We start from the raw sequence: 26215 nt of genomic DNA on the forward strand, positions 1-26215 counted from the left end.
ACCGTCAGATTCTGGGCCGGGTGGGCCTGGTGGCCGTCAGTCCGATCTGTCCCTTGAGCATCCGGCCGCCGTCGCCGGTCAGCCGCAGGTAGTAGTCGGACGAGCAGGACGTGCCGTCCTCGTCCAGCGCCCAGATACCCGATCCGGACGGCACCTGCGAACCGGTCTCGGCGGTCTTCGCGATCTGGTTGCCCTCGTTGAACTCGTCGAACATGGAGATGTAGATGCCCTGCGCGCCGAGCCGCACCATGTTGTAGAACTGCCGCCACATGAAGTCACCGTGGGCGCGGTGGCGTTCCTGGAGGTCTCCCGGCAGCACACACGGCTGGTAGTCGATGCCGCGGGCGTTGCACTCCGCCTGGTCGGGGGTGTTGACGTCGCGGAAGAACCGGTCGGTGTCGGCGACGTTGCTGATCCGTCCGACCATCCAGGGCGAGATCATGTTGAACGCGCGGTACACGTCCTGGAAGCCGGGGCGTGAGTCGTCGGTGCTGTTGCGCCAGTGGGTGGGCACGCCGCCGATGACGTAGCAGCCCTGGGCCTTGAACCAGTCCACGACCTCCTTGCACGGCCCGGGGGCGAAGGGCCGGCCGGGGTCGTTGAAGCCGAAGCCCCAGATGCACACCACCGGCTTGCCGTTCTGCTTCGCGTAGGCGCTGGACGCGGTGTGCGCCCTCATCTTCGACGTCCAGTCCTCCTTGATCTGGGACTGCATGGACGTCCAGCCGGTGACGTCGTACATGATGTAGAACTTGCGGCCGTTGGCCTCGGCCGACTGGCGCACCTTCTGCGCCATCGCGTCCCGGGTCGGGCCCTCGGGGCTGAAGGGGTTGAAGCGCTGGAGCGCGGCCGTGTCGCAGTTGTTCTCCCGCATCCAGCGGAAGTGCGTGTCGACCGTCTGCTGGTCCCACGAGGAGAACAGCGTGGCGGGCTGGCCACTGTTCAGGTTCGGGTAGGCGGTGGGGTAACCGCGCGAGTATTCCCGCATGTCCGGCCACGACTTGATGGTGGTATTGCTGAGCGACGGCGGCTGGCTCATGTTCTGACTCCAGTGCCACCACCCATTGATGGGGGCGCCGTCACCGGTACAGGCGAACCAGCCCTGGTAGCCCACGGTGATTTTGCCGACCACGTCGCCGGGGGGACTCGCGGCGGGGGCCGGCTGTGCGCGGCGCCGCGGTTCGGAGGCCGACGCACCCTGCTGGGCTGCGCCGACGCCGGCGATGGCGGCCGAGGCGGCCAGCGCGGACGCGATGGCGGACCGTCGTGACATATGCATGGGGGAATGCCTCCCACTCGATTTCTGCCAGAAAGACGTAAAGCCCGCGGGGTGGGGGGTTTTACAGGCGGCGGCAGTCCGCCCGGCCCCCAAGGGCACGCCTTCGCAAAGTAGTCGGGCGCTACCGTCACCACAAGGCCACGCGCACCAGGAATTCGTTCCGTGAAATCGACGGCGTGTCAGTCGATTTTCTTTACGCTTTCCGTTTCCACTGAAATGCGAATAACCGAACGGCGGTGCCCCGCCGGGCCCGTGACCCCCGGTGCGCTCCCCCTGTGTCCCTCTGCGCTCGTATGCGCATCGTCGGCGTCGGGCATTTTCTGGACGAGTCCGTAGACGGAGAGGTGCGCGATGCACGGAACGGCGACGTCCGGCTGGCTGCTCGTCGCGCTCTGCGCGGCGGCCGGGAGCTACTGTCTGCTCCGGTTGCGCGGCAGCGTGGGCGAGCAGCGCGGTTCGGTGGGCGGTGAGGCCCTGATGGGGTTCGGGATGGCGGCCATGGCGGTGCCCGCGGCCGTGCTGACACCGCCCCGGTGGGTCTGGGCGGGATACGTGGTGGTGTTCTGCGGCGCGGCGCTCCATACGCTCGTCCGCGGCGGCGGTTCGGGGCACCGGCTGCACCATCTGCTGGGGATGCTCGCGATGGTCTACATGGCCGGGGCCATGGCCGTCGCCCCGGCCGGGGCGCACAGCGCGCACATGGCGGGCGCGACCGGCGCGGGGAGCGGAGCGCCGCTGATCACCGGCGTACTGCTGGTGTACTACGCCGGCTATGTGCTGTGGGCGGGGGCCCGGCTGCTGCCCGTTCCGGCCACCGCCGGCCCCGAGGGCGGGGGCGCTACCGCAGTGGCGGGCTGGGGCGAGCGGCCGGAGCTGGCGCTGGTCTGCCGGCTCGCCATGGGCATCGCGATGCTGGCGATGCTGCTCACGCTCTGATCACGGCCGATCACAGGGGGTCTCGGCTCGCTCCCGCTCAATCCGGCCCGGCCGGGCCTGTCGGGCCGGCCCGGGAGGATCCGCCCCGCAGGACCAGCGGCGCCCGCGCCGAAACGTGTCGTGGGTCACTTGCCAGGTAAGGACATACCCCTGAGTAGCGCACCCCTCATACTCTGGCTCCCATGATGGTCTCCCTGGCACTGCTGCTGCTCGGTGCGCTGACCGCCGTCGTCGCCCCGCGGCTCCTGTCGCGCGCCGACTGGCCGGAGCGCGAGCCGGTGGTGGCGCTCTGGGTGTGGCAGTGCGTCGTGGCGGCCGTTCTGCTGAGCTTCGCGCTCTCCATGACCTTCAGCGCCGCCGCCTCCTGGCTCCGTGTCCGCGGCCATGTCTTCGCGCCCGCCCCGCGCGGGGTGGTGGAGGCCTACGCCTTCGGTTCGCACGGGCCGTGGACCGTCGTGCTGACCGTGCTGCTGGCCTGCGGTGGCCTCTGGACGGCCGCGATGCTCACCCGCGAGATCCACCGGGCCCGCCGCCGACGCCGGCAGCGCCGCAAGGAGCTGCTCGTACGCTCCCCCGTGCTGCCCGGTGAGGAGCCGAGCGGTGAGCCCCTCGTGGTCCTGGAGGGCGAGCGTCCCGGCGCGTGGTGGCTGCCGGGCGCCGCGCCCCAGCTGGTCATCACCACGGCCGCGCTGCGCCGCCTGAAGGGGCGTCAGCTCGATGCCGTACTGGCCCATGAGGAGGGCCACGCGCGCGCCAGGCACGACTGGCTGCTGCACTGCTCGGGGGCGCTGGCGAACGGATTCCCGCAGGTCCCGGTGTTCGCGGCGTTCCGTGACGAGATGCACAGGCTGGTCGAACTGGCCGCGGACGATGTCGCTTCGCGGCGCTTCGGACGGCTGACGATCGCGCTCGCGCTGGTCGAACTGAACGAGGACCGCGGCGTGTTCGGGCCGGGCACCACACCGGACGCGCAGCTGCCGCAGCGGGTGAACCGGCTGCTGTCGCCCGTACCCCGGCTCACCGCGGGACGCAGGCTGCGGCTGACCGCGGCGGCGGCGCTGGTGCCGGTGGTGCCGCTGCTCGTCGCCTTCGTACCGGCTCTTCGCGCCCTGGGATAGCCCCGCCCCATCTTGGAGCGGCTCGCCCCACCCGGAATGCCTCCGGGATGGCCCGCCCCACCCCGGGATGGCCCTCCGGGCGCCGCGTGCGCGAGGATCACCCCATGCGCTCCCCCTCGGCCCCCGTGTCCTCTCCGTCGTCCCCGGCCCGTCCCCCGCTCGCCGGACTCACCGGAGCGGGCGCGGTGGCAACGCTGCTGGCCGTCCTCTCCGGGGTGCTGACCGTCCTCGTCGTCGCGGAGTGGGCCCCGCTGGTCTCCTTCGACCGGTGGGTCGCGGAGGGCCTCCACCGCCGCGCGGTGGCCGAGCCCGGCGCGACCTGGGCGAACCGGGTGCTGACCGACTGGGTCTGGGATCCCTGGACGATGCGGCTGCTGACCGCGGTGGCCGTGATCGCGCTGTGGCTGCGGCGTGAGCGGCTGCTCGCTCTGTGGACGACCGGGACGGCGGCGCTGGGCGCGGCCGTCTCCCAGGGGGTGAAGGCCGCGGTCGGCCGTGAGCGCCCGCGCTGGCCCGACCCGGTCGACTCCGCGCATTTCGCCGCGTTCCCCTCCGGACACGCCATGACCGCCGCGGTGACCTGCGGGCTGCTGCTGTGGCTGGCACGCCGCCACGGGGCCGGCGGCCGGCTGTGGCGTACGGCGGTCGTCGTCGCGGCCGTATCGGTGGCCGGGGCGGGCCTCACCCGGCTCTGGCTGGGGGTGCACTGGGGCACGGACGTGATGGCCGGGTGGCTTTTCGGTGGCTGTCTGGTCGCGCTCTCGGTCTCGGTGTACGGGCGCGTGACCTTGTCCGGGAAGCGGTGACCCGGCGAGGATCGTACGCATGACCTTCAAGGGTGTGCTCTTCGACTTCTCCGGAACCCTCTTCCGAATCGAATCCGCGGGCTCCTGGCTGCGCGCCGTGCTCGACGAGGCGGGCATCGCCGTACCCCCCGACGAAGTGCGGCGGTACGCGATGCGGCTCGCCGTGGCGGGCGCGCTGCCCGGTGGCTCCTCACCGGAGCGGGTGCCGCCGGATCTGGCCGGGCTGTGGGCCACCCGCGACGAGAGCGCCGGGCGCCACCGCGCGGCGTACACGGGGCTCGCCCGGCAGGTGGAGCTGCCGGGCCCGGACCTGTACGACGCGCTCTACGACCGTCATATGACGCCGGACGCCTGGCGTCCGTACGCCGATGCCGCCGAAGTACTCGGCACGCTGCGACGCGAGGGCATCGGGATCGCGGTAGTGAGCAATATCGGCTGGGATCTGCGGCCGGTCTTCCGCGCCCACGGCCTGGACGCGTTCGTCGACGCGTATGTGCTCTCGTACGAGCACGGCATCCAGAAGCCCGACGCCAGGCTCTTCCAGGCCGCTTGCGAGCAGTTGGGGCAGGATCCGCACGATGTGCTGATGGTGGGCGACGACCGCGAGGCGGACGGCGGAGCGGTGGAGCTGGGCTGCTCGGTCCATTTCGTGGACCATCTGCCCGTCGAGGAGCGCCCGGCGGGACTGCGGCCCGTTATCGCCCTGGCGGCCCGGGGACCGTTGCGATAGACCCGTAAAGAGGGCCGCGAACAGAGCCTCAAACGGGCGGCCAGAGGCCCGAAACGGGCACCACCGCGCCGGCCGGGCATGCCGAAATCGCCTGCCTTGGACGATCCCCCGCGTCGCCCAAGGCAGGCGGAAGCCCCGCTGACCAGGCCCGGAAGGGTCTGCGACGGGACGCGCTGAGTATATTGGCTTGGAGCCAGTCAACGCAGGAGTAAAGCATGTCCCCGCGGAGCGCATCGGTCAATGAAGAACTCCGTCGGCGTTCCCGGGAGCGGTTGCTGCAGGCGACGGTGGAGTTGGTCGCCGAACGCGGTTACGAGGCCACGACGCTCGCCGACATCGCCGACAGGGCGGGGTCCGCGCGCGGTCTCGTCTCGTACTACTTCCCGGGGAAGCGGCAGTTGCTGCAGTCCGCCGTGCACCGGCTGATGCACCGCACGCTGCACACCGCCCTGGAGCGCGAACCGGCCACGGACGACGGCCGGGAGCGGCTGGCACGGGCGATCGACGCCATTCTCGGGCTCACCGAGGACAGCCCCGTCCTGATGCGGACTCATATGGCCGGCATCCTGCAGGCCGAGGGGTTCGTGCAGTGCCCGGAACAGCAGCGGCTCGCCGGGCTGCTGCGGGAGACGGTGGAGCGGTACGGCTCACAGGATCCGGACAGCGATTATCCGCTGCTGCGCGCCCTGTTGATGGGAGCGGTCTTCGCCGTTCTGATGCCGGGCGCCCCGATGCCGCTGCCGCGACTGCGCGCCGAGTTGTTCCAGCGCTACGGGCTGGAATGGGAACTCGGCGTTCCGCCGGGCGGCTGCCCGCCCGGCGGAACGAGTCAGGACACGATCCTTCAGTGGCCGGAGCGGTCGAAGTAGTCCGGCTGCGTCTGCACGTTCAGCTCGGACATCCGCACCCGCTTCGCGGGGTCGGTCACACGGTCGTCGAGCCGGAGCACGTCGAAGCCCTTGACCATGTCGTTCGAGTAGATGTGGCCGTTGTAGTAGTAGGAGGACCAGGTGCCTCCGCCGACCATGGTCTCGGCCGAGATCGGACCGCGCTCGAAGTACGCGATCTCCTTCGGCTTCGACGAGTTGGTGAAGTCCCAGACCGAGACGCCACCCTGGTACCAGGACTGGACCATGATGTCGCGGCCCTTGACCGGGATCAGCGAGCCGTTGTGGGCCACGCAGTTCTCGGTGTCCGCCTGGTAGCGCGGGATCTTGTAGTAGCTGCGGAAGACCAGCTTGCGCTTGTCGCCCTTGCCCACGATGTCGTAGATGCCGTCGGCGCCCCTGGTCGGACCGATCTCGGCGTTGCAGGTGGCGGCGCCACCGCCGCCCAGCTCGTCGGTGAAGACGACCTTGTTGGCGCTCTGGTTGAAGGTGGCCGAGTGCCAGAAGGCGAAGTTGACATTGTCCTGAACCTGGTCGATCACCCTGGGGCGTTCGGGGTCCTTGATGTCGAACAGGATGCCGTCACCCATGCAGGCACCGGCGGCAAGGTCCTTGGAGGGCAGCACCGTGATGTCGTGGCAGCCGGTGGTCGCCGAGACACCCGGGTTGGTGGGCGCTCCCGGGTTTCCGCCCTCGGGGAAGAGCACCGGGAAGTTCACGATCGCGGCCTTCTCCGGGGACTTGCGCGGCACCTTGATGATGGAGATACCGTCGTGCGGCGGCTGGCAGTCCGGGAAGGAAGCGCTGGGCGAGTACGAGGAGACGTAGATGTAGACGTCCTTGCGCTCCGGCACCAGCGTGTGGGTGTGCGAACCGCACGCGGTCTCGACAGCGGCGACGTACTTGGGGTTCCGCTTGTCGCTGATGTCGAAGATCTTCATGCCCTCCCAGGACGACTTCTCCGTGGCGGGCTGCGTCGTGCTGGTGCACGAGTTGTCGCTGCGCGAGGAGTCGGTGGAGAGGAAGAGCAGATCGCCGGAGACCGAGATGTCGTTCTGCGATCCGGGACAGAGCACCTGCGCGACGGTCTTGGGGGACTTCGGGTTGCTGATGTCGAAGATCCGGAAACCGTCGTAGTTGCCCGAGAAGGCGTACTTGCCCTGGAAGGCGAGGTCCGAATTGGTCCCCTTGATCAGGTCTTTGGGCACATTGGCGAGGTGACTGATGTTGCGGCTGTGGACGATCTCGTCCACGCCGGGTATCTCGCCGTTCTGGATGGCCGACTTCACCTCGGCGGCCTGGCCGCTGGAGATCTTCTCCTTGGCCTGACGGTCGCCGGGGTCGGGTGTGGCGACCGCCGGACCGGCGGTCAGCAACGTCGCGAAGAGCCCGACCGCGGCTGCCGCCACGCCCAGACGTCTGCGCCGCACGCGGGTGGTGTGCAACGAACTCACTACGTCCTCCCTTGTATCCCCGCCCAGACATGAGCGGGTCACGGACCTCGGCAGTATCGTCCCTCTCATGTACATCTCAACAGATGGCAACAGAGATGTAATGAAAGTTTTTGATCACTCGTTGCCTCAAGCGTGCTAGGAAATGTCCACCACACCATGTGCCGCAGGAGGTCGCCGTGTTGATCCGCCACCGGAGCCCGCGTGTTCGCCGGTCCGCCGTCGCGGCGGCCGTCGCCGCCGCCGTACTCGCCCTGGGCGCCTGCGAATCGGGCAGCGACAGCGGCGCGGACGCGGCAAAGGCCGACGCGGGCAAGGGCGCTGGGGTGGTGGCCCCCGGGAAGCCGGGCGAGCCCGCCAGGACGCTCTCCGCCGAGGAGGCGCTGAAGGCGGCGCCGGACAACACCCCCAACTCCGCCGATTTCACCTATGCGCAGATGATGATCGTGCACCACGGACAGGCGCTGGACATGGCCGCGCTCGTGCCGGAACGGGCGGGCTCCGAGCAGGTGAAGCGGCTCGCGTCACGGATCGCCGACGCGCAGAAGCCCGAGATCGGCATGATGGAAGCCTGGCTGAAGAACAACGGCGGGGCGAAGAAGCACCAGGGCCATGATCACGGCACGATGCCCGGAATGGCCACCGAGGCCCAGCTGAAGCAGTTGCGGGCCGCGAAGGGCAAGGCCTTCGACGAGCTGTTCCTCAAGCTGATGATCACTCACCATCAGGGCGCGATCACCATGGCCACCGAGGCGCTCTCGGAGGGCAACAACGTCCAGGTCGAGGAGATGGCGAACGATGTCATCTCACAGCAGACGTCCGAGATGAACCGTATGCGCGCCATGTGAGGTGCACACCCGGCCAGGCGACGAACCGTACGTGCGGTGCGGGAAGTGACTGACGGGACGAACGCCGTTGGTCAGCGCCGGTGGTGGCGGGGGGTCAGATGACCCTCGTCGCGTGCGCCCGCGATCAGCCTCAGCGCCTTGCGGCGGCTGAACCCGGTCGCGGACATCACGGCGAGCACCGGGTCCTGGCCGGCCTGCTGGGCGGCGCGGTAGATCTCGGCGACGCCCTGCCGGGCGGCGCTGCCGCGCGGGAGGGACGGACGGGCGCGGTGCCGGCCGGACTGGACCTGGTCCTGCGGGGCTTCCTGGACGGCTTCCGGCGCGGACGGCTGCGCGACCGCCGGCTCGGACTCCGGCCGCGCGGGCGGGGCGGGTTCTGTGGCCGGCTCCCCCGCGGGCCGTTCGGCCGGCCGCTCGGGCGCGGACCCCGCCGCGTGAACGGGACCCGACGCGTGGACGGGCCCGGCTTCGGGTGCCGGTACGGGTTCGGGCGCCGGTACGGGCTCTGACGCCCGTGCGGGTTCTGACGCCGGTACGGGCTGAGGCGCGGACGGGGACTCGAACGCGGGCTCGGCTTCCCCCAGCGCCATCGCCCCCTCCGGCCCCGACAGCGGCTGCGACCCGTCACCGGGGCCCGCGGCGAGCGGGGCGACCGGGGCGTCGGCGCAGACCGCGCCGTCGTCGGGCTGGGGCGCGGGCGGCCGGTGCCGGCCGGCGACCACCTGGCAGGCGTTGTGGAGCGGCGCCTCGATCGCCTCGGCGAGCGCGGCGAAACCGTCCAGGGCGAGCGGCGGGTCGGCCTGCGCGTCCTCGATGGCGATCCGGCCGTCACGTACCACCGCGAGCACATCAATGCGCGCGCCGTCCGCGAAGGTCAGCCTGATATCGACCCAGGGGGGCAGGATCTCGCGCCGCGCGGCGCCGTCCCTGGGGTCCCCGGCACCGGTGACGGTGCCGTGCCCCTGCACTTCCCATACGGGCCATGGGTAAGCGTCGCGCTCGTGGGATTCCTGGGCGGAAATCAATTTATGTTCCGACACATTCACAACTTAATCAGGCAATCCACCCTTATTGTCATGGCGCGCACGTGCCGAGACGTACGGCACCCTGTCGGCTCATCGGATCAACCGTGGCCGCTCCCGGATCAGCCGTCACCGAGCCGGCCGGCCTGCGCGGCGGCGGCGCCGAGAACGCTGTCGAGCAGACCGGGGAAGAGCCGGTCCAGATCCTCCCTGCGCAGTCCGCTCATCTTGGCCGTCCCCCGGTAGTTCTGCTCGATCACGCCACTCTCGCGCAGCACCCGGAAGTGGTGGGTGGTGGTGGATTTGCTGACGGGCAGCTCGAAGTGCGAGCAGGAGAGCTCGTCGTCCACCACGGCCAGCTCACGGACGATCCGCAGCCGCAAGGGGTCGGAGAGCGCGTGCAGCACGCCCTCCAGCCGGATCTCCGCGCACGAGGGGTGCGCGAGTTCACGTGTACTGGTCGCGGCGGTCACGGCGGGGCTCCACTTCATCGCGTTCATCGCGTTCATCCCGTCCATCGCGCCTCATCGCGCTTGATCGACGAGATCTCGTCGGGCGAGAGTCCATTGTACGAGAGTTCTCGTAGTTTGACATTCGCCTTACTACGAAGGGTATCGTACGAGGCGTTGACGGGTCTCCCGCCGAGGCGGCGGCCCGTCCGTCACGTACCGATGCCCCAGGTACCGGTGGCCCACGCACCGATGCCCCACGTTCCGAATGGAGTCCGCCGTGAGCGCACTGTTCGAGCCGTACACCCTGCGGTCCCTGACCATCCCCAACCGGGTCTGGATGGCGCCCATGTGCCAGTACTCCGCGGACGTGACGGGCCCGGACGCCGGGGTGCCGAACGACTGGCACTTCTCCCATCTCGCCGCGCGCGCCACCGGCGGCACCGGGCTGATCCTCGTCGAGGCCACGGCCGTCAGCCCGGAGGGCCGTATCAGCCCCGCCGACCTCGGGATCTGGAACGACACGCAGGTGGAGGCGTTCCGCCGGATCACCCGCTTCCTCGCCTCGCAGGGCACCGTCGCCGGCATCCAGCTCGCTCACGCCAACTGAACCGACTTACATGCGACACCCGGCACGCACCGTGAAGCCGTACCCATCACCGGCGTCGACTTCCGAGCACGCCGGCCGGAAGGCCTCGACCGACCGGCCGTGGAAGGGCGGCGGTCCCGTCGGCGCCGAGGCCCATGGGTGGGAGCCGCTCGCGCCGAGCGCGCTGCCCTTCGCGGAGGGCCATCCGCTGCCCGCCGAACTGACCGTGGAGCAGATCAAGGAGATCGTCGGACAGTTCGCGGCGGCGGCGCGGCGGGCCAGGGAGGCCGGTTTCCGGATCGTCGAGGTGCATGGCGCGCACGGCTATCTGATCGGGCAGTTCCTGTCGCCGTACAGCAACCGGCGCACCGACGCCTATGGCGGTTCGTTCGAGAACCGCGCGAGGTTCGCGCTGGAGGTCGTGGACGCCGTACGCGCCGAGTGGCCCGAGGAGCTGCCCCTCTTCTTCAGGATCTCCGCGACCGACTGGCTGGACGAGGGGGGCTGGACCGTCGACGACACGGTGCGCCTGGCGGACGAGCTGCTGGCGCACGGAGTGGATCTGCTCGATGTGTCGAGTGGCGGCAACGCCGCGGACGTACGTATTCCGGTCGGTCCCGGCTACCAGGTGCCGTTCGCGGCCCGGGTCCGGGCGGAGACGCGGCTGCCCGTGGCGGCGGTCGGTCTGATCACCCAGCCCGAGCAGGCCGAGAAGATCGTCGCCAATGGTGAGGCCGATGCCGTACTGCTCGGCAGGGAGCTGTTGCGCGACCCCTCCTGGGCCCGCCGCGCCGCCGGTGAGCTGGGCGGGCGCGTACACACCCCGCAGCAGTACCACCGGGCCGTCTGAAATACCGCCCGGCGGGGGCCGGTTGACGGGTGTGTGCGGAAGCGTGCCGTGCGCACCAGTAGAGTGGCCCCCCGTGGCAGCACGACCGTTGAACGAAATCGTCGAGCCCGGATGGGCGGATGCGCTGGGCCCCGTGGCCGGACGCATCGCCGAGATGGGTGACTTCCTGCGTACGGAGATCGCCGCGGGGCGCACGTACCTGCCGGCCGGACCGAATGTGCTGCGCGCCTTCCAGCAGCCGTTCGACGAGGTACGGGTCCTGATCGTGGGACAGGATCCGTATCCGACCCCCGGGCACGCGGTGGGGCTGAGCTTCTCGGTGGCGCCCGAGGTGCGGCCCCTGCCCGGCAGCCTGGAGAACATCTTCCGGGAGGCCCATACGGATCTGGGCCTGCCGCGCCCCTCCAACGGCGATCTGACGCCCTGGACGCGGCAAGGGGTGCTGCTGCTCAACAGGGCGCTCACGACAGCGCCCCGCAAGCCCGCCGCGCACCGCGGCAAGGGCTGGGAGGAAGTGACCGAGCAGGCCATTCGCGCCCTGGTCGCGCGCGGCAAGCCGATGGTCTCCATCCTGTGGGGGCGTGACGCCCGTAACTGCCGCCCGATGCTCGGGGACTACCCGGCCGTCGAATCGGCCCACCCCTCCCCCATGTCGGCGGACCGCGGCTTCTTCGGCTCGCGTCCGTTCAGCCGGGCCAATGACCTGCTGATCGGCCAGGGGGCGCAGCCGGTGGACTGGCGGCTGCCGTGAGACGGACGCCCGCGTGAGCCGACCGGGGCCGATGAGCCTGCCGAGGCCGATGAGCTGGGTACGCCGATGAACGTGGTGTGCCGATGAACCTGGTGTGCCGATGAGCTGGGTGCTGGGCGTGGACTCCGGCGGCTCCGGGCTGCGGTTCGCCCTCGGCTCGACGTCTTCCGACGCTTCCGACGGGACGGCGGGCGTGACCACGGTCGCGGCCACCGCCTCCGCCGGGCCCGTGCGCACGGGCCCCTCGGGTATCGACGCCGGGCAGTTGCTCGCCCGGCTGCTGCCCGCGGTGGACACCCTGCTGGCGCGGGCGGGCGTGGACGCGGACACGAGTGCGGGTCCTGGCGCCCTGTCCGCGGTCGCGATCGGCGCCGCCGGGATGGCGACGCTCGGCGACGGACTGCGCGCCGAACTGCCCGCGGCGCTGGAGCGCTCCTTCGGGGTGCGGCGGCTGGCGCTCGCGGCGGACGCGGTGACCGCGTACGCGGGAGCACTCGGCCAGCGGCCCGGCGCGGTCGTCGCGGCCGGTACGGGCATGATCGCCCTGGGCACGGACCTGACCGGCTGGCGGCGCGCGGACGGCTGGGGTCATCTGCTGGGTGACTGCGGCGGCGGCGCCTGGATCGGCCGGGCGGGACTGGAAGCGGCCATGCGCGCGCACGACGGACGGCGCGGCGGATCGCCCGCACTGCTGTCCAGATTGGAAGAGGTTTTCGGGCCCGCTCCCGAACTGCCCGGACTGCTCTATCCCCGTACCGACCGGCCCGCGGTACTCGCCTCGTTCGCGCCGGAAGTGGCCCGTTGCGCGGCCGGCGATCCGGTCGCGGAGGGCATCGTCTCGACGGCCGCGCGGCATATCGCGGAGGCCGCCGCGGCGGTCTGCCCGCCGTCGGGCGCGTGCGAAGTCGCCCTCACGGGAGGGCTGTTCAACCTCGGCGAGCCGCTGCTCGTTCCTCTGCGCGCCGAACTGGCCGGTCAACTTCCGCACGCCACGACCGTGTCCGCCGCGGCCGATCCGCTCGGCGGGGCGCTGCTCATCGCGGGGGCGCTCGCCGGGGACGCGCTCCGGCTGCCGCACGACGCGCGCCTGCTGAACGTCCTGACAGAACAGGATGGATGAGCAGAAAAACACCTAACGGATAAATAAGGACAGATGGTTCGCCACTGCCCCCTCCCCGAACAGCCGCGCCCACAAAACCAGTAGCATTCGACGCCATGAGCACCCCCACTGGGCCCGCATCCGGCCTGCCTGTACGAATGCCGCGACCCCGTCAGTCGGGGCGCCACCGCCGCCCCGAACCGGTCGCTGCTCCCGAAGGCGCGTCGGCACTCGTCGTCGCCGTGCCCGGCACGCCCTCGGCCGCCGTCCGCGGTCTGGCCGAAGAGGTCGTCAGTATCGCCCGTTCCGAGCTGCCCGGCCTCGACGCCGTCATCGGCTTCCTGGACGGCGACGACTCCGAGTACCCCACGCTGCAGAGCGTCCTGGCCGGGACCGCCGCGCTGCGTACCGAACGCTACGAGCTGGCGAAGGCGGCGGGCCGCGAGGTGGCCGAGCCCGAGGGTCCGGCCGCCGTCGTCGTACCGCTGCTCGCGGGACCTGACAGTGGGCTGGTCACGCGGATAGGTCAGGCCGTCGCGGACAGCGGCGCGACCGCGGAGCTGACCGATGTCCTCGGTCCGCATCCGCTGCTCGCCGAAGGGCTGCACGTACGCCTGTCGGAGGCCGGCCTGGCCCGCGCCGACCGCGCCAGGCTGTTCACGGTCGCCACCGCGGCCGACGGGATCATCCTGGCCACAGTGGGGGGCAAGGAAGCGGTGCAGACCGCGGGGATCACCGGAATGCTGCTGGCCGCGCGCCTCGCCGTACCGGTCATGGCCGCCGCGCTCGACGAGGAGGGCTCGATCGCGGCCGTGGCCCAGGAACTGCGCGAGGCCGGTTCCACCCAGCTCGCGCTCGCCCCGTATCTGATCGGTCCCGAGCTGCCCGAGGGCCTGCTCGAAGCGGCGCTGAAGGAGGCGGACTGCGCCGCCGCCGAGCCGCTGGGCGCGTACCCGGCGATCGGGAAGCTGGTGCTGTCGAAGTACACGGCCGCACTGGGCATTCCCGCGCAGCCGCAGGGGACGCCGACGCACTGACGCACCCGTACCGGCCGTGCGCCGCACGCCCCTGAGTACGGGAGCGCAGCACGCCCGTACCCATGGAAAGGGCCCGCCCCGGATCACTCCGGCGCGGGCCCTTCCGCGTCGGTACGGACACATCCGTGCGTACGGACACATCCGTGCGTACGGTCGCCTTCGTGCGTACGGTCACGTCCGCTCGTACGGGTGGATTCGCCCGTACGGAGAGGATCGTCCGGGACGGAGGGCCGACCGGTGACCCGGCCGGTGACCGGTCAGCCGAAGACCACGCAGGAGGCGGCGGGGGCCGCGAGGGAACCGGCCCGTACCGGAATACCCGTCGCCGGATCCACGTCGAACCAGGTCACATCCCCGGAGTGCTCATTCGCGGCGTAGAGGCGGCCGCCCGCCGGGTCCAGCGCGAGATCGCGCGGCCAGCGCCCGCCGCAGTCCACCGAGGTGACCAGTTCGGCCTTCTCGTATGTCGCGTCGAGCGCGAGGACGGCGATGCTGTCATGGCCGCGGACCGCCGCCCAGACGAAGCGTCCGTCGTGCGACACGACCACCTCGGAGCCGAAGCCCTCGACGTCCACACCGTCGGGCAGGACCGGGGCTTCGCCCACCGGTTCGAGCAGACCCCGCTCCGCGTCCCAGCGGCACAGGGTGAGCGTCGGCTCCAGTTCGTTGAGCACGTACGCGTGGCCGCCGCCCGGGTGGAAGACGAGATGGCGCGGTCCGGTGCCGGGGCGCAGCGCGGTCTCGGCGTGCGGTGTCAGCTCGCCGGCGGTGGCGTCGAGAGCGCTGATCCGGACGGAGTCGGTACCGAGGTCGGTGGTGAGGATCCACCGGCCGCTCGGGTCCGTGACCACCTGGTGCGCGTGGGGTCCGCGCTGGCGGTCCGGATGCGGCCCGGAGCCTTCGTGCCTGGTCACTCCGCTCGCCGGCCGGAGCGCGCCGTCGGTGCCGACGGGCAGCACGGTGACGCTGCCCGAACCGTAGTTGGCGGTCAGCAGATGCCCGGCGGCGAGGGTGAGATGGGTGGGGCCGGCGCCGCAGACCGGTACGGGCTCCCCCAGCGGCCGAGCCGCTCCGTTCCCCGCGTCCGCCGCCGGTGTCCTGAACGCCGCCGCCGCGCCTTCCTCGGTCTCGGAGACCGCGTAGAGCACGGATCCGTCCGGGGCGAGCGCGAGGTAGGACGGATCGGCGACGGCGTCGGTGACTCCGCGCTCCGTCAGGGCTCCGGTCTCCTCGTCCACGGTGACGGTGGTGATCCCGCGGCCCCCCGTGGAGGTGAACGATCCGATGAAGGCCCGCCCGTCGTTCCTGCCGCTCACTGTCTGTCCCCTTCTCCGGCTGATCTCTTCGGCTGTCTCCGCGCCCGTCGCGTCTCCGCGCCCGTCGCGTCGGCCACCGCTCCCCCGGTGTCCGGGGCAGACGGTAGCAGGGGGTCTGGACCAATCGCCCGGCCCGGTGGGCCGTTTCGAGGCGCCTTCCGGCAGCTCAGGCGGGGACGAGCGGGCCGCGCGGCGCCGTGCGCAGAGGCGCGGAGAGATCCGCGAGGGCCCGCTCCAGGCCCCGCAGATGGGCCAGCGCCGCTTCGGCCCCGGGGTGGTGGTGCGGCGTCTCCGGCGCCCCGGGCACCGGAGGGGCGGGCTCCGCCACGGGCGGTGCCAGCTCGCGTACGGCGGCCTCGACCCGGCGGCAGGCGGCGACGAGCCGGGCGTCGTGCGAGGCGGCGGGGTCGGCGGCCACCGCGGCGAACCCCCGTACCTCGCGGGCGCATGCGTCCAGCAGGACGAGCACCTGGCGGGCTCTGGCCCGGCGCGCCCGCGACGGGTTCAGCGGGTGGACGAGCGGCGCGAGGGACATCCGTACCCGGCCGAGCAGCAGCTCCAGTTCCGCGGCGAGCGGCCCGGGGTCGGCGTGTTCGTCCCCGGCGAGGCGGCGGGCGGCCGTGGTGGTGCAGCCGTGGACACAGCGCAGCGCCTGCTGGATCCACGCGTCGGTGACGGCGTGTGTGGTCACCGGCAGCAGGAGAAGGACGGCCGCCGTCGCGCCGAGCGCCCCCACACCGGTCTCCGCCAGCCGCAGGGCGAGCAGCCCCGGGTCGAGCACCCCGAGCAGCCCGTACAGCAGGCCGACCATGACGGTCACGAAGAAGATCATCCAGCTGTAGGAGACCGCGGCGGTGTAGAAGATCCCGAACACGCACAGGGCGACGAGCGCGGCGGTGGGGCCGGGCGCGCCGTGCAGGGGTACCGCCACGACCAGCCCGACGGCGCATCCCGCGGCCGTGCCGACCGTCCGCCGGAAGCCGCGGACCAGGGTCTCCCCGCGTGAGGCGGTGTTCACAAAGATCCACCAGGCCGCGCCGACGGCCCAGTACCACCGGTCCTGCGAGAGCAGCTGGCCCGCGCCGAGCGCGAGGGCACCCGCGACGGCCACCTGAACCGCCTGCCGGGTGGCCGTGCGGACCACGCCGGACGCACCGGGCGGCGCGGGTACGGCGGGCGGCGGCAGCCGTCGCTCGTAGCACCAGACCCCGAAGCGCACGGCCGACGAGGCGAGCAGGGCGAGCAGAACCGCGGAGTACAGACCGGGCAGCCGCGCGGGGACCGTGTGCAGGAACTGCGCCACGAAGAAGGTCATGAATCCGAAGACCCCCAGGGCATGGCCTCGCGGCCCCCAGCGGCGGGCGTACACCCCGGCGGCGGCCACGACGAGGAACGCCGCGTCGCGGAGCAGCGGGTGATCGTGCAGCGCGGACGCGAGGGCGAGCACCGGAAAGCCGACGGCGGGCAGGAGCGCGGTGGTGACGGCCTGGCCGCGGACCGTCGTGTCGGTGACCGTGAAGAGGGCGAGGAGCGCGGCGAGCCCACCGGTGATGACTCCGGCGAGGGGATGACCGGCGGCCCCGCACACGAGGACGGCCAGGCCGATGCCGAGAACGGCGCGTACGGCACCGTACAGCCGCAGCCGTCCCGGATCGGGACTCACGAACATCCTCTTCAGCACTGCCAGCCCGCCCGTTTTCACTCCGGCATGAGAAAGGCGCCGCGGGGATCCGCAGCGCCATTGATGGTTCCATCACAGCACCCTTGGCCCCAGTGGCTCAAGCGGGCTCTGAGCCACTGGGCCATTGGCACAGTAGGCCTTGATCGTCACGAGTGGGTGGAGGGCCAACGGGCCACGGTGGTGCCTCGGCTTTCCCTGTGGCAGCTCAACGGCTTTCGCAGGACTTACGGGTTTCCGCGGGACTTACGGGCTTACGGTCCTTCCGTGCCGGCCGATCCCGCGGTGGCGAGCTCATCGAGGTATCTCGCGACCGGGCCGAGGCTGAGCAGGCCGCTGCCCGCTCCCGCCAACTCCGCCGCCGCCGGGGCCAGTGCGCCGTGCGCACGCCGCATCGTCTCCCGGTCACCCAGGGCGACGGCCGCCCGCGCGGTGAGACACCACAGCGCCTCGAACAACAGGTCGGGCGGCGGGTCCGGGCTCTCGCGCAGCGCCGTCCCGGCCGCGTCGCGGCGGTCCCGGGCCAGCAGCACGAGGGGGCGGACCCATGGCTCGTACGGCCCCCAGTCGAGGTGCTCGCCGGCCGGGGCCGGCAGACCGTGCCGCACCCGCAGGCACAGCAGCGCGAGCGGCAGCAGGCCACGTTCCAGGCCGGGCATGCCTGCTCCGTCGAGACGCGCGGCGGCGTGCCGGTACGCCGTCTCCACCTCGGCCACCGGTGCCCGGCCGGTCTCGGCCAGCCGCAACGCCCGGTACCACCGGGTGAATACGCCCACGAGCGGCAGCTCATGGCGCTCGGCCAGCCGGTCGGCGGCGGCCGCGTGTCCGTCGGCTCCGGAGAAGTCGGCGAGCGCGCCGCGCGCCTGGAGACGGATGAGGTGGCCGAGTACCTCGTAGGTGACCAGATCGTGGCGGGCGGCCAGAGCGACCAGTTCGGCGCCGATCCCGTCCCGGCGCGGAGCCAGACCCGCGCGGTGGAAGGTCTGCATGAACACCCCGTTGAGCGCGAAGGCCAGCAGTGCGGGATCGTCCAGGCCGCGTGCGATCGCCTCCGCCTGCCGGGCGGCCTGGAGGCCGCGTGCCGAGCGGGTGCCGCCCCGCCGGAGGGCGTGGGGCGGGGTGCCGCGCGACTCCAGCGCGATCGTGGCGAGCAGCCGGGCCCCGGCCCCCTCGTGGCCGCCGGGAGGGAGCGCGGTCAGGGTGCGCTCGGCGGCGGCCACGACGGCCGCCGACTGCTCCGGGTCGTCCGAGCGCGTCCAGATCGCGGGGACGTCGTACGCGCCGATCACCCGGGCGGTCAGCGCCGGGTCGCCCAGCTCCTCCGCCGCCGTGATGGCCGCCACGCGGTGCAGGCGGGCGGCCTCCAGGCCGCCGCCCCCGGTCACCGCGAGACCGCGCAGCAGACCCACGGTCGATTCCAGGCGGGCACGGGCGCCGGTGGCGACCGTACGGTCGTACGCGGCGGCCGCCCGCGCCCACACCTGTCCCGCCGCGCCGTCCCCACTGCCGGGCGGTCCGGCCGGTCCGCCCGGTCCGAAAGACCCGGCCTCTCCGGCCGAGGGGTCGAGGTGGTCGGCGTGGGCGAGGATGTCCGCTTCCAGCCGGCGCAGCCCCGGGCCCGGGTCCACGCCCAGCTGCTCCACCAGGAGCGTGCGTGCCCGGCGCAGCATCGCGAGCGCGTCGCCCTGGCGGCCGGTCCGGTAGAGCGCGAGTGCCAGCAGCCGCCAGGCGTCCTCGCGCCAGGGGTGCTCGGACACATGCGCGTCCAGGTCCGGCACCGCCTCGGCCGCCAGGCCCAGGGACAGCCGGGCCTCGGCCCGCCGCTCGACGGCGTGCAGCCGCAGTTCGGCCAGGCGGGAGCGTTCGGCGCGGGCCCAGGCCGCGTCGGAGAACTCCGCGTACGCGGGCCCTCGCCACCACCCCAGCGCCTCTTCCAGCCGCGCGAGCGCGTCTCCCGGGGGCAGCGTCGCGGCGGTGGTCACCGCACGCTCGAAGCGCCAGGCGTCCACGGCGTCGAACTCCGCGCGCAGCGCGTATCCCGGCCCCTCCGTGATCAGCAGCCCGGCCGGGGCGCGGGGTGGACGCTCCGGCTCCAGCGCGCGGCGCAGCGCGGCCACGAAGGTGCGTACGGCCCCCACCGCGCCCGGCGGCGGATCCGCCCACAGATCCTCGACCAGGCGGCCGACCGGGACGACGCGGCGGCGGGCGACGATCAGCCGGGCCAGCACCGCGCGGTGCCTAGGGCCCTTCAGCCCGATCGCGCCCCCGGTACCGTCCCAGGCCGTCACCGGCCCCAGGACCCCGAACCCGACCCGCACCCGTGACCACCCCTTCCGTCGGGCGTGGCTGCGCCCCCGGCCACGCTATAGCGCGCTGATCCGATGCTCATTCGCGCCCGGCAGGCTGAAGGCACCTGTTCACACCGTCCGGCCGGGGCGGCCACGTCACCCCGGCCGACCGGATCAGTCAAAGGAAAGAGGCGGAACCATGACGCCTGCCATCGCCGGCTTCGACTACCGGCGCGTTCCCGTCGCCGACGGCGTGTCGCTGAACGCGGCCGTCGCGGGCACGGGCAGTCCGGTCGTGCTGCTGCACGGCTTCCCCCAGACCCATCTGATGTGGCGGCATGTCGCCGCCGATCTCGCGGCCGATCACACCGTGATCTGCCCCGATCTGCGCGGCTACGGCGCCAGCGACAAACCCGCCGAGGCCGATGGCGCCACATACTCCAAGCGCACCATGGCCGCCGACATCGTCGCCCTGGCCCGCGCGCTGGGTCATGAGCGCTTCGCGCTGGCAGGGCACGACCGGGGCGCTCTGGTCGCCTTCCGGGCCGCCCTCGACCACCCCGCGACGATCACCCACCTGGCCTGCCTGGACGTGCTGCCGACCCTGGACATGTGGGAGGTGATGCACGGCACCACCGCGGCCGTGGGCTTCCATCTCTATCTGATGGCCCAGCCGCCCGGCCTGCCCGAGCGGATGATCACCGCCTGCGCGGACGACTTCTTCGGCCACTTCCTGGACAGCTGGACCGGCGACCCGCGGGCGATCCCCGCCGATGTCCGCGCCGCGTATCTCGACGCCTGCCGCGCCGCGGTGCCCTCCATCGTCGCCGACTACCGCGCCTCGGCGGGCGTCGACGCCGACCACGACCGTACGGACCGGGATGCCGGCGAGCGGCTGCGGATGCCGGTCACCGTCCTCCAGCAGGACTGGGGCGCGGCCCTCGGCTACGACGCCCGGGCCCTCTGGGGAGCGTGGGCCGCCGATCTGCGCCATGTCTCCGTCACCTACGGCCACTTCATGGCGGAGGAAGCTCCCGCCGATATCGCCAAGGCCCTGCGGGATCTGCTCATCCGGTGACGGGCCCGCTCAGCGGCTGAGGAAGCGCGGCCCGGGGCCCACCGCGTCCTCAGCCGGGCAGGGAGATTCCGTTGATGAGCACTTCGGCGACATTCTCGGCGTAGAGCCGTACGCGCGCCTCGTCCTGTGAGGTCACTTCCGGGTTCATCAGCGCGGCGAACCCGATCTGTCCATAGGGCGCGGGACCGCCGGAAGTGAGAAGAAAATAGAAGACCTCGTACGGGATATTCTTGATTCGTCCCTGCTCTCGCAGCAGATCGAAAACGGGGGTGATTCGCGATCGTACGGGCTCGATGTACTGGTGGTAGAGATAGTCCACCCGCTCCGTATGGGCCCCTCCCTCCACCGTGACCAGACGTCCGAGATAGGGGCGGGTCGCCGAATACTCGATGAAACTCCGGATCAGTACCCGCAGCCGCACCATGGGGTCGGCGGATTCGTCGTCCGCGGCTTCGAGATGCTCCAGGAGCGGGCGGAAAGCCCAGTCGACGGCAGCGCGCCACAGGTTGGCTTTCGAGCCGAAGCGCTGATAGAGAAGGTTGCGGCTGACACCCAATTGGTCATTGACCGTCCGCAGGGAAACCCCGTTGTATCCGTGCACCGAGAAAGCCTCGATCGCCGCGGCCATCACCTGGTCGGTCGGCGCGAATTGGGCGTCTTTACGCGGACGCCCTCGCGGACGGGCAACGGGTTGCGGAGTATCAGACATGAGGCCAGCTTAGCGGCGCCCGTTCCTGTCCCGGCCGGGGACAGGGGGGAGGAATTGCCTACCGTACGCGCGCCACTCCGACATAGAAGCCGCTCTCCTCGCGCTCCGGCGCCGCCGTGTCCCGGTACCATTCGGGCGCCCTGACCAGGCCCGGGTCCACGAGGTCGGTTCCCTCGAAGAACCGCTCCACCTCGGCGCGGGTGCGGGGGCACAGGGAGATGCCCCCCTTCCGGTAGGTCCCGGTGACTTTGCTCGCCTGCTCGGGATCGAGGAAATCGGCGGTGCCGTGCGACACGATCAGGACGCTGCCGGAGGGCAGGCTGTCCACCAGGGTGCGGGTGATGCCGTACGGGTCGTCCTCGTCCGGGACGAAATGCATCAGCGCGATGAGCGACAGCACCACGGGGCGGCTGAAGTCCAGTAACGCACGGGCGTGTTCGAGGATCTCCTCCGGGCGGCGGACATCCGCCTCCAGGTAGTCGGTGGCCCCCTGTGAGCCGCTGACGAGGCGAGCCTCCGCGTGGCGCAGGACGATGGGATCGTTGTCGGTGTAGACGATCCGGGACGCCGGGAGGATCTCCTGGACGACCTGGTGCAGATTCGGCTCGGTGGGGATACCCGTACCGATGTCGAGATACTGGTCGATACCCTCGCGAGCCGTCCAGGCGACGGCGCGGTGCATGAACTCCCGGTTGATCTGGGCGCCGCGCTGCGCGCCCGCGGCCAGTTGCTCCGCCATCTCGACATCGACGGGGTAGTGGTCCTTGCCGCCGAGAAAATAGTCGTACACACGAGCGGGGTGGGGCTTACTCGTGTCGATTTGGCGCCTGAGCCTGCCGACCGTCACGGGGACGCTCCTGAATGTGGGGGCCGAGAAGGGACGGATGATGCCTACCCGCGCGGGTGTGCGGACGAACTGACAGACTAGAGGACGGAGTTGGTACGCCCTTGTCGCTATACACCTGTGTGCGGGGCGAGTTGGCCTGTTCCCTTCGGCCTTCGTCCGGCAGTTCACGGTGGTGCGGGGCCCGGTGGACCGGTACGGCGCACGTTGTCGGCCGTACCGGTCCACCGAGTCATAGGGCGACAGGGCCACCGAGCCCTGAAGCGGCGCTACTTGACGCCCACCGCCCGGATGATCTCCTGGGTCACCGATCCGCCCCGGTCATCGGTGGCGGAGGCGCGCAGGGAGACATACACCGCGTCCTTCGGTATCCGTACGGTGCCCTCCCAGGCCGTCCGCTTGCCTCCGGCCCGGTCCAGGGAGACGGCCGTCCAGCTCTTGCCGTCGTCGTACGACACCTCCAGCCGGCCGCCACCGATCGTGCCGGTGTCCGGTGCTCCCTTGACGTACTCGGAGAAGATGCCGAGTGACAGCCGCTTGCCCGCGCGCACGTCGCCCGCGAGATCGGTGTCGACATCGAAGCCGAGGTTGAGGAGCGGCAGGAAGGTCTCGCGGTCCGCGGGGGTCTCCGCGGAGCGGAAGGTCCACTCCGAGTGGCCCTTGGTGGACAGCCGCCAGCGTTCCGGGTCGAGGGTGGTGTCCGTGACGACCTTGTACGTCCGCTCGGCCGGGTCGGCGTCCCAGGCGTACGCGCCCGAGCTGGTCTTGCGGTCGACGAGCTGCCCGTTCGCGTACACCTCGGTGGTCTGCGTCATCGAGTCGTCGCTCCACACATCGCCGAAGCCGGTGTGGTCGGGGCCCGAGTCGCCCCAGCCCGGTGTGTTGAACCGCAGGTCATTGCCCCTGCGCTGCTGTCCCCAGCCCAGCCCGGTGCCCAGCCATGGATGCAGCACCGGCTTGAACCAGTTCAGTGCGGAGTGTGTGCCGCCGCGATAGGTCACCACGCCGCCGCGCTGTTCGAGCGTGGTCGGGCCCGCCGTGACGGACTCGTGCCAGTGCTGGCCGGTGCCCGTGCTGACGTAGTCGGTGCGCTCCGCCGGGTAGGCGGTCTTCTCCGGGAAGCCGAAGCCGATGGGGAAGGTGTCCGTGATCGAGTAGCGGAACTCTCCGCCGTCGACGGGCTTTGCCGCATGGAACTTCGTGTCCAGCACGGCCAGTTCACGCTTCCCCGGCCGGTAGACCAGATCCTCGGGGATGGCCCCGGGGTGGCCCTCGGAGAGGTCGTAGACGTACGGGGTGTGGCGCGTGCCGGTCAGCTCCGCGCTGTGGTGGCGCCTCGCCGACTCCAACAGCCGTGTGCCGTCGGCCGAGTTGACGGTGGCGATGGTCAGCGGACGCTCTTCGCCGGATTCCGTGGCGAAGTCGGCGAGCAGCCTGCCGGGCGCGTCGTCGGTGACGAACAGCGCCTTGGCGCCCGCGTCCTGTGCGTTCCGGGCCAGCTGTCGCGGGCTGACGGCGTCGCTCGCGCGGACGACGACGGCCTTGCCGCGCGCGGACCCGCCCTCGTACTCCTCCTTGCTTCCCGTACCCGCGTCGACCAGCGGGAGCCGCTGCCGCCCCGCGGGCAGCGCGGAACCGAACTGGACGACGGTCTCCCCGATCCGCTTGCCCCCCGCCGTCAGCTCCAGCAGGGGCTTGCCGAGGCGCCAGACCGTGCGGTACTCGAAGGTTCCGGTGGCGGGCTCACGCGTGGGGGCCGCGAAGACACTGTCGTAGGCGAGGGGCACCTGCACGGCCCCGCCGTAGGACGCGCCGTTCGCCTCCCTGGTGAACTCCATCAGCAGCTGACGGGTCTCCGTCCGCCGGTCCACCTCGGCCCGGATCTCCCGCAACCGCCGCCCGTCCAGGGTGATTTCGCGGTCGCGGTCCATCACGACCTCGGGTTCGGAGAGGAAACCGAGGCCGAGCGAGTCCTTCCCCTTGCCGCCGCGTACGTCGAGGAACGAGGAGACGGCGTAGCTGCCGGGCGCCAGGCGCAGCTGGAGCGTTCCGGAGTCTCCGACCGTGGCCGAGAAGGGGTCATGGCCTTCGGCGAGCCTCTGCACCGCGAGCGGGGCGGCGGTGGGCGCGCCGTCCCGGTCCTTGGCGTGGACGGTGAGGGTGTACCGCTCCTCCTCCTTGACCAGGCCGAAGGCGGTGTGTGCGACGACCGTGTCACCGTTCTTCGCGACGATACGGCCCGAGGTGCTGCCGACGGGGGCCTTCGTGCCGTCGCCGGTGACGGTCGTCGTGGCCGTACCGTGCGCCGGGACGGTCAGGGTGGTGTCGGCGAGTGTCACGACTCCGTCGGCGGCGCCCTCCGCGGCGAGGCTCAGCGTGACGGGACTGCCGGAGGAGTTGGCGTAGCCGACCGTGCGGGTGACGGGCTGGTTGTCCTCGTACGGCCAGCGGTGGAAGCCGAGGTCGGCGCTGCCGGTCGCGGTGATGGCCGCGTTTACGGCGGCCGGTACGTCGACCCGGCCCGCGCCGAGCGCGTAGGCGGAGTCGGTGAGCCGCGCGGACGTGCTCATGAGCGCGTCCTTGAGCCGCTGCCCGGACCAGTCGGGGTGCTTCTCGGCGAGCAGCGCGGCGGCTCCGGCGACATGCGGGGTGGCCATGGAGGTGCCGCTCATCGTGGTGTACGGGCCGCTGCCCTCGGTGAGCCGGGAGCGGGCGGCGAGGATGCCGACACCGGGGGCGGACAGGTCCGGCTTGAGGGCGTTGTCGCCGTGGCGCGGGCCCTGGCTGGTGAAGTAGGCGGGCCGGTCGGCGGAGTCGACGGCGCCGATGGTCAGCGCGGAGTCCGCGGCGCCGGGCGAACCGATGGTGCCCGCGCCGCCGGTGTTGCCCGCCGCGATCACGAAGAGCGCGCCGGTCTGCGCGGAGAGGGTGTTGACCGCCTGGGCCATCGGGTCGGTTCCGTCGCTGGGTTCCGTCGAACCGAGGCTCATCGACACGATCTTGGCGTCGATATCCTTCGCGGCCCACTCCATACCGGCGATGATCTGCGATTCGCTGCCGGTGCCCGCGTCGCTGAGCACTTTGCCGACGGCGAGACCGGCGCCGGGCGCGACGCCCTTCTCCTTGCCGTCCGAGGCCGCGCCGCTGCCGCCGACGGTGGAGGTGACATGGGTGCCGTGTCCCGCGCGGTCGGCCACCTCCTCGCCCTCGATGAAGCTCTTGGTCTCGGCCAACCGGCCGGTGAGATCGGGGTGTCCGGCGTCCACGCCGGTGTCCAGGACGGCGACCTTGACTCCCTTGCCGGTGAGGCCGGCTTCCCACGCCTTCGGGGTGCCGATCTGTGCGTTGCTCTCGGCCATGCCGGCCGTCACACGCCCGTCGAGCCAGATCGTGTCGATGCCGGCCGCGAACCGCGCCGTGGCGGGGGCTGAAGGGGCTGTGGACGCTGCGCGTGTCGGGGACGCTGACGACGCTGATGACGCTGATGACGCTGATGACGCGGGGGGAACGACCGTACGCCAGAAGGCCGTTCCGTTCTTCGACGCCTCGACGGCGGCGCCATTGACGCTCGGCAGCGACCGTATCCGGTCGGCGCCGCGCGGGGTCGCGGCCCTGCTGCCCTTGCCGTACGTGACGATGAGCGGCAGTGTGTCGGCGCCGCGGTCGTCGTAACCCAGCTCGATCAGCGATGTGACGTCGAAGAGCCGCTTGTCGAGGGCGCCGGACCGGAGATAGGGCGCGGCCTCGTCCGGTACGACGGTGATCCTGCCGCCGGAGATCTCGCTGCGCACCGCTCCGGTCGCGCCCTCGGGACGCTCCACGGAGACGGTGCGCCGACCGCCGCCCAGATCGGTGACGGTCACCTTGTCGCCCGTCACGAGCGTGACGGTGTGCGCGGAGCGGGCGGTCGCGTTCGACGGCTGCGCCGCGTCGGTGGTGGCGGAGGTGTGGCCGGCGCCGGCCGCGACGGCCTGTCCGGCGGGGAGCAGTACGAGCGAGAGCCCGGCTGCCAGCAGCCGGGCTCCGCGTCTCGCCGGTGCTCTGGTCATGAGTTGCCTCTCCTCAAGCACCCGGTGCAGGAGGTGGGTTCGGGTGCTGCGAAGAGTCTCGGCGCTCCTTTTCTTCGAACACAGCGCCGGATACTGGCGGTAAGTCGCCATGGCGGCAATCTGCCACGCGCGTCCGCCGGCCGGCTCCTGACCTGCCGCCCGACCCGCCCGCCCGCCGTACGGACGGGACGGGTGGACGGGACGGGTGGACGGGACGGGTGGACGGGACGGGCGCCTGGGGCCGAAACCCCGGCGCCAAACCACAACGGCCTCAACCACTCCGGATCCATCGCACAACCACCCCCAAGAGTGGCGGTGCGTCAGTTATCGCCGTTCCCGAGGTTTCACCTGGGGCGTGTACCGCCAGAGATCAGATGACTACTTACCGTAGAGACGAGGAA

20 protein-coding genes and 1 pseudogene are annotated in these 26215 nt (G+C 71.6%); 11 read left to right on the top strand and 10 right to left on the bottom strand.

Annotated features, from left to right (window positions below; all coding sequences use genetic code 11):
* Positions 1–4: 4 nt before the first annotated feature.
* The gene (locus ACZ7LS_RS18520) at positions 5–1279 is read right to left on the bottom strand and encodes a glycoside hydrolase family 99 protein (RefSeq protein ID WP_382515426.1); all 1275 of its coding nucleotides are present in this window, start codon (positions 1277–1279) and stop codon (positions 5–7) included.
* Positions 1280–1630: 351 nt separating this feature from the next.
* Between ACZ7LS_RS18520 and ACZ7LS_RS18525 the strand changes: the two genes are divergently transcribed.
* The 5 genes from ACZ7LS_RS18525 (at position 1631) to ACZ7LS_RS18545 (ending at position 5738) form a co-directional block, all read left to right on the top strand.
* Positions 1631–2215 carry a DUF5134 domain-containing protein gene (locus ACZ7LS_RS18525; protein WP_382515424.1) on the top strand — a complete coding sequence of 195 codons (585 nt, stop codon included), beginning with the start codon at positions 1631–1633 and terminating at the stop codon, positions 2213–2215.
* Between the two features lie 182 nt (positions 2216–2397).
* Positions 2398–3333 carry a M56 family metallopeptidase gene (locus tag ACZ7LS_RS18530; protein WP_382515421.1) on the top strand — a complete coding sequence of 312 codons (936 nt, stop codon included), beginning with the start codon at positions 2398–2400 and terminating at the stop codon, positions 3331–3333.
* Positions 3334–3437: 104 nt separating this feature from the next.
* A complete protein-coding gene (locus ACZ7LS_RS18535) occupies positions 3438–4139 on the top strand; it encodes a phosphatase PAP2 family protein (protein WP_382515419.1) in 702 nt (233 codons plus the stop codon).
* A gap of 19 nt (positions 4140–4158) precedes the next feature.
* Positions 4159–4869 (top strand): HAD family hydrolase, encoded by a 711-nt coding sequence (locus ACZ7LS_RS18540; RefSeq protein ID WP_382515417.1) that lies wholly within the window; start codon positions 4159–4161, stop codon positions 4867–4869.
* A 215-nt stretch (positions 4870–5084) separates the two neighbouring features.
* Positions 5085–5738: a TetR/AcrR family transcriptional regulator gene (locus ACZ7LS_RS18545; protein WP_382515415.1), complete on the top strand. Its 654-nt coding sequence runs from the start codon at positions 5085–5087 to the stop codon at positions 5736–5738.
* On the opposite strand, the gene ACZ7LS_RS18550 is transcribed toward ACZ7LS_RS18545, so the two are convergent.
* On the bottom strand, positions 5714–7210 hold the full coding sequence (locus ACZ7LS_RS18550) for an LVIVD repeat-containing protein (RefSeq protein WP_382515412.1): 1497 nt from the start codon (positions 7208–7210) through the stop codon (positions 5714–5716). The two genes, ACZ7LS_RS18545 and ACZ7LS_RS18550, sit on opposite strands and share 25 nt — an antisense overlap.
* A 158-nt stretch (positions 7211–7368) precedes the next feature.
* Here ACZ7LS_RS18550 and ACZ7LS_RS18555 point away from each other — a divergent pair, with 158 nt between their 5' ends.
* Entirely contained in the window at positions 7369–8055 is a 687-nt protein-coding gene (locus tag ACZ7LS_RS18555; RefSeq protein WP_382515409.1) for a DUF305 domain-containing protein, read from the top strand.
* A gap of 71 nt (positions 8056–8126) precedes the next feature.
* On the opposite strand, the gene ACZ7LS_RS18560 is transcribed toward ACZ7LS_RS18555, so the two are convergent.
* Positions 8127–9095: a DUF6214 family protein gene (locus ACZ7LS_RS18560; RefSeq protein WP_385135935.1), complete on the bottom strand. Its 969-nt coding sequence runs from the start codon at positions 9093–9095 to the stop codon at positions 8127–8129.
* A gap of 104 nt (positions 9096–9199) precedes the next feature.
* On the bottom strand, positions 9200–9586 hold the full coding sequence (locus ACZ7LS_RS18565; protein WP_382671401.1) for an ArsR/SmtB family transcription factor: 387 nt from the start codon (positions 9584–9586) through the stop codon (positions 9200–9202).
* Positions 9587–9806: 220 nt separating this feature from the next.
* Between ACZ7LS_RS18565 and ACZ7LS_RS18570 the strand changes: the two are divergent.
* The 4 genes and pseudogenes from ACZ7LS_RS18570 to ACZ7LS_RS18585 all read left to right on the top strand — a co-directional run bounded on the left by ACZ7LS_RS18570 (position 9807) and on the right by ACZ7LS_RS18585 (position 13852).
* Positions 9807–10965, top strand: a pseudogene (locus ACZ7LS_RS18570) (NADH:flavin oxidoreductase/NADH oxidase).
* A 73-nt stretch (positions 10966–11038) separates the two neighbouring features.
* Positions 11039–11716, top strand: coding sequence for a uracil-DNA glycosylase (locus ACZ7LS_RS18575; protein ID WP_129771673.1), 678 nt, complete (start codon positions 11039–11041; stop codon positions 11714–11716).
* 100 nt (positions 11717–11816) lie between these two features.
* Positions 11817–12836 carry an N-acetylglucosamine kinase gene (locus ACZ7LS_RS18580; RefSeq protein ID WP_385135937.1) on the top strand — a complete coding sequence of 340 codons (1020 nt, stop codon included), beginning with the start codon at positions 11817–11819 and terminating at the stop codon, positions 12834–12836.
* 95 nt (positions 12837–12931) lie between these two features.
* On the top strand, positions 12932–13852 hold the full coding sequence (locus ACZ7LS_RS18585) for a sirohydrochlorin chelatase (RefSeq protein ID WP_382875511.1): 921 nt from the start codon (positions 12932–12934) through the stop codon (positions 13850–13852).
* 257 nt (positions 13853–14109) lie between these two features.
* On the opposite strand, the gene ACZ7LS_RS18590 is transcribed toward ACZ7LS_RS18585, so the two are convergent.
* From ACZ7LS_RS18590 to ACZ7LS_RS18600, 3 genes are all read right to left on the bottom strand, one after another.
* On the bottom strand, positions 14110–15168 hold the full coding sequence (locus ACZ7LS_RS18590) for a lactonase family protein (protein WP_382515391.1): 1059 nt from the start codon (positions 15166–15168) through the stop codon (positions 14110–14112).
* Positions 15169–15334: 166 nt separating this feature from the next.
* The gene (locus ACZ7LS_RS18595; RefSeq protein WP_385135974.1) at positions 15335–16849 is read right to left on the bottom strand and encodes an FUSC family protein; all 1515 of its coding nucleotides are present in this window, start codon (positions 16847–16849) and stop codon (positions 15335–15337) included.
* A gap of 251 nt (positions 16850–17100) precedes the next feature.
* Complete coding sequence (locus ACZ7LS_RS18600) at positions 17101–19164, bottom strand: AfsR/SARP family transcriptional regulator (RefSeq protein WP_385135941.1); 2064 nt, start codon at positions 19162–19164, stop codon at positions 17101–17103.
* 169 nt (positions 19165–19333) lie between these two features.
* Between ACZ7LS_RS18600 and ACZ7LS_RS18605 the strand changes: the two genes are divergently transcribed.
* Positions 19334–20212 (top strand): alpha/beta fold hydrolase, encoded by an 879-nt coding sequence (locus ACZ7LS_RS18605; protein WP_382515386.1) that lies wholly within the window; start codon positions 19334–19336, stop codon positions 20210–20212.
* A 49-nt stretch (positions 20213–20261) separates the two neighbouring features.
* Here ACZ7LS_RS18605 and ACZ7LS_RS18610 read toward each other — a convergent pair whose 3' ends face one another.
* The 3 genes from ACZ7LS_RS18610 to ACZ7LS_RS18620 form a co-directional block, all read right to left on the bottom strand.
* Entirely contained in the window at positions 20262–20921 is a 660-nt protein-coding gene (locus ACZ7LS_RS18610) for a TetR/AcrR family transcriptional regulator (protein WP_382515383.1), read from the bottom strand.
* Between the two features lie 58 nt (positions 20922–20979).
* Positions 20980–21768: an SAM-dependent methyltransferase gene (locus ACZ7LS_RS18615; RefSeq protein ID WP_382671195.1), complete on the bottom strand. Its 789-nt coding sequence runs from the start codon at positions 21766–21768 to the stop codon at positions 20980–20982.
* 266 nt (positions 21769–22034) lie between these two features.
* A complete protein-coding gene (locus ACZ7LS_RS18620; protein ID WP_385135945.1) occupies positions 22035–25814 on the bottom strand; it encodes a S8 family serine peptidase in 3780 nt (1259 codons plus the stop codon).
* Positions 25815–26215 lie beyond the last annotated feature (401 nt).

The organism is Streptomyces sp. NPDC039430 (assembly GCF_055639435.1).

Bases quoted from the DNA above. Each gene is read 5' to 3' on its own strand.
- ACZ7LS_RS18585 (WP_382875511.1), top strand. From the start codon at position 12,932: ATGAGCACCCCCACTGGGCCCGCATCCGGCCTGCCTGTACGAATGCCG.
- ACZ7LS_RS18530 (WP_382515421.1), top strand. From the start codon at position 2,398: ATGATGGTCTCCCTGGCACTGCTGCTGCTCGGTGCGCTGACCGCCGTC.
- ACZ7LS_RS18565 (WP_382671401.1), bottom strand. From the start codon at position 9,586: ATGAACGCGATGAACGCGATGAAGTGGAGCCCCGCCGTGACCGCCGCG.
- ACZ7LS_RS18525 (WP_382515424.1), top strand. From the start codon at position 1,631: ATGCACGGAACGGCGACGTCCGGCTGGCTGCTCGTCGCGCTCTGCGCG.
- ACZ7LS_RS18620 (WP_385135945.1), bottom strand. From the start codon at position 25,814: ATGACCAGAGCACCGGCGAGACGCGGAGCCCGGCTGCTGGCAGCCGGG.
- ACZ7LS_RS18520 (WP_382515426.1), bottom strand. From the start codon at position 1,279: ATGCATATGTCACGACGGTCCGCCATCGCGTCCGCGCTGGCCGCCTCG.
- ACZ7LS_RS18540 (WP_382515417.1), top strand. From the start codon at position 4,159: ATGACCTTCAAGGGTGTGCTCTTCGACTTCTCCGGAACCCTCTTCCGA.
- ACZ7LS_RS18610 (WP_382515383.1), bottom strand. From the start codon at position 20,921: ATGTCTGATACTCCGCAACCCGTTGCCCGTCCGCGAGGGCGTCCGCGT.
- ACZ7LS_RS18535 (WP_382515419.1), top strand. From the start codon at position 3,438: ATGCGCTCCCCCTCGGCCCCCGTGTCCTCTCCGTCGTCCCCGGCCCGT.
- ACZ7LS_RS18605 (WP_382515386.1), top strand. From the start codon at position 19,334: ATGACGCCTGCCATCGCCGGCTTCGACTACCGGCGCGTTCCCGTCGCC.
- ACZ7LS_RS18580 (WP_385135937.1), top strand. From the start codon at position 11,817: ATGAGCTGGGTGCTGGGCGTGGACTCCGGCGGCTCCGGGCTGCGGTTC.
- ACZ7LS_RS18545 (WP_382515415.1), top strand. From the start codon at position 5,085: ATGTCCCCGCGGAGCGCATCGGTCAATGAAGAACTCCGTCGGCGTTCC.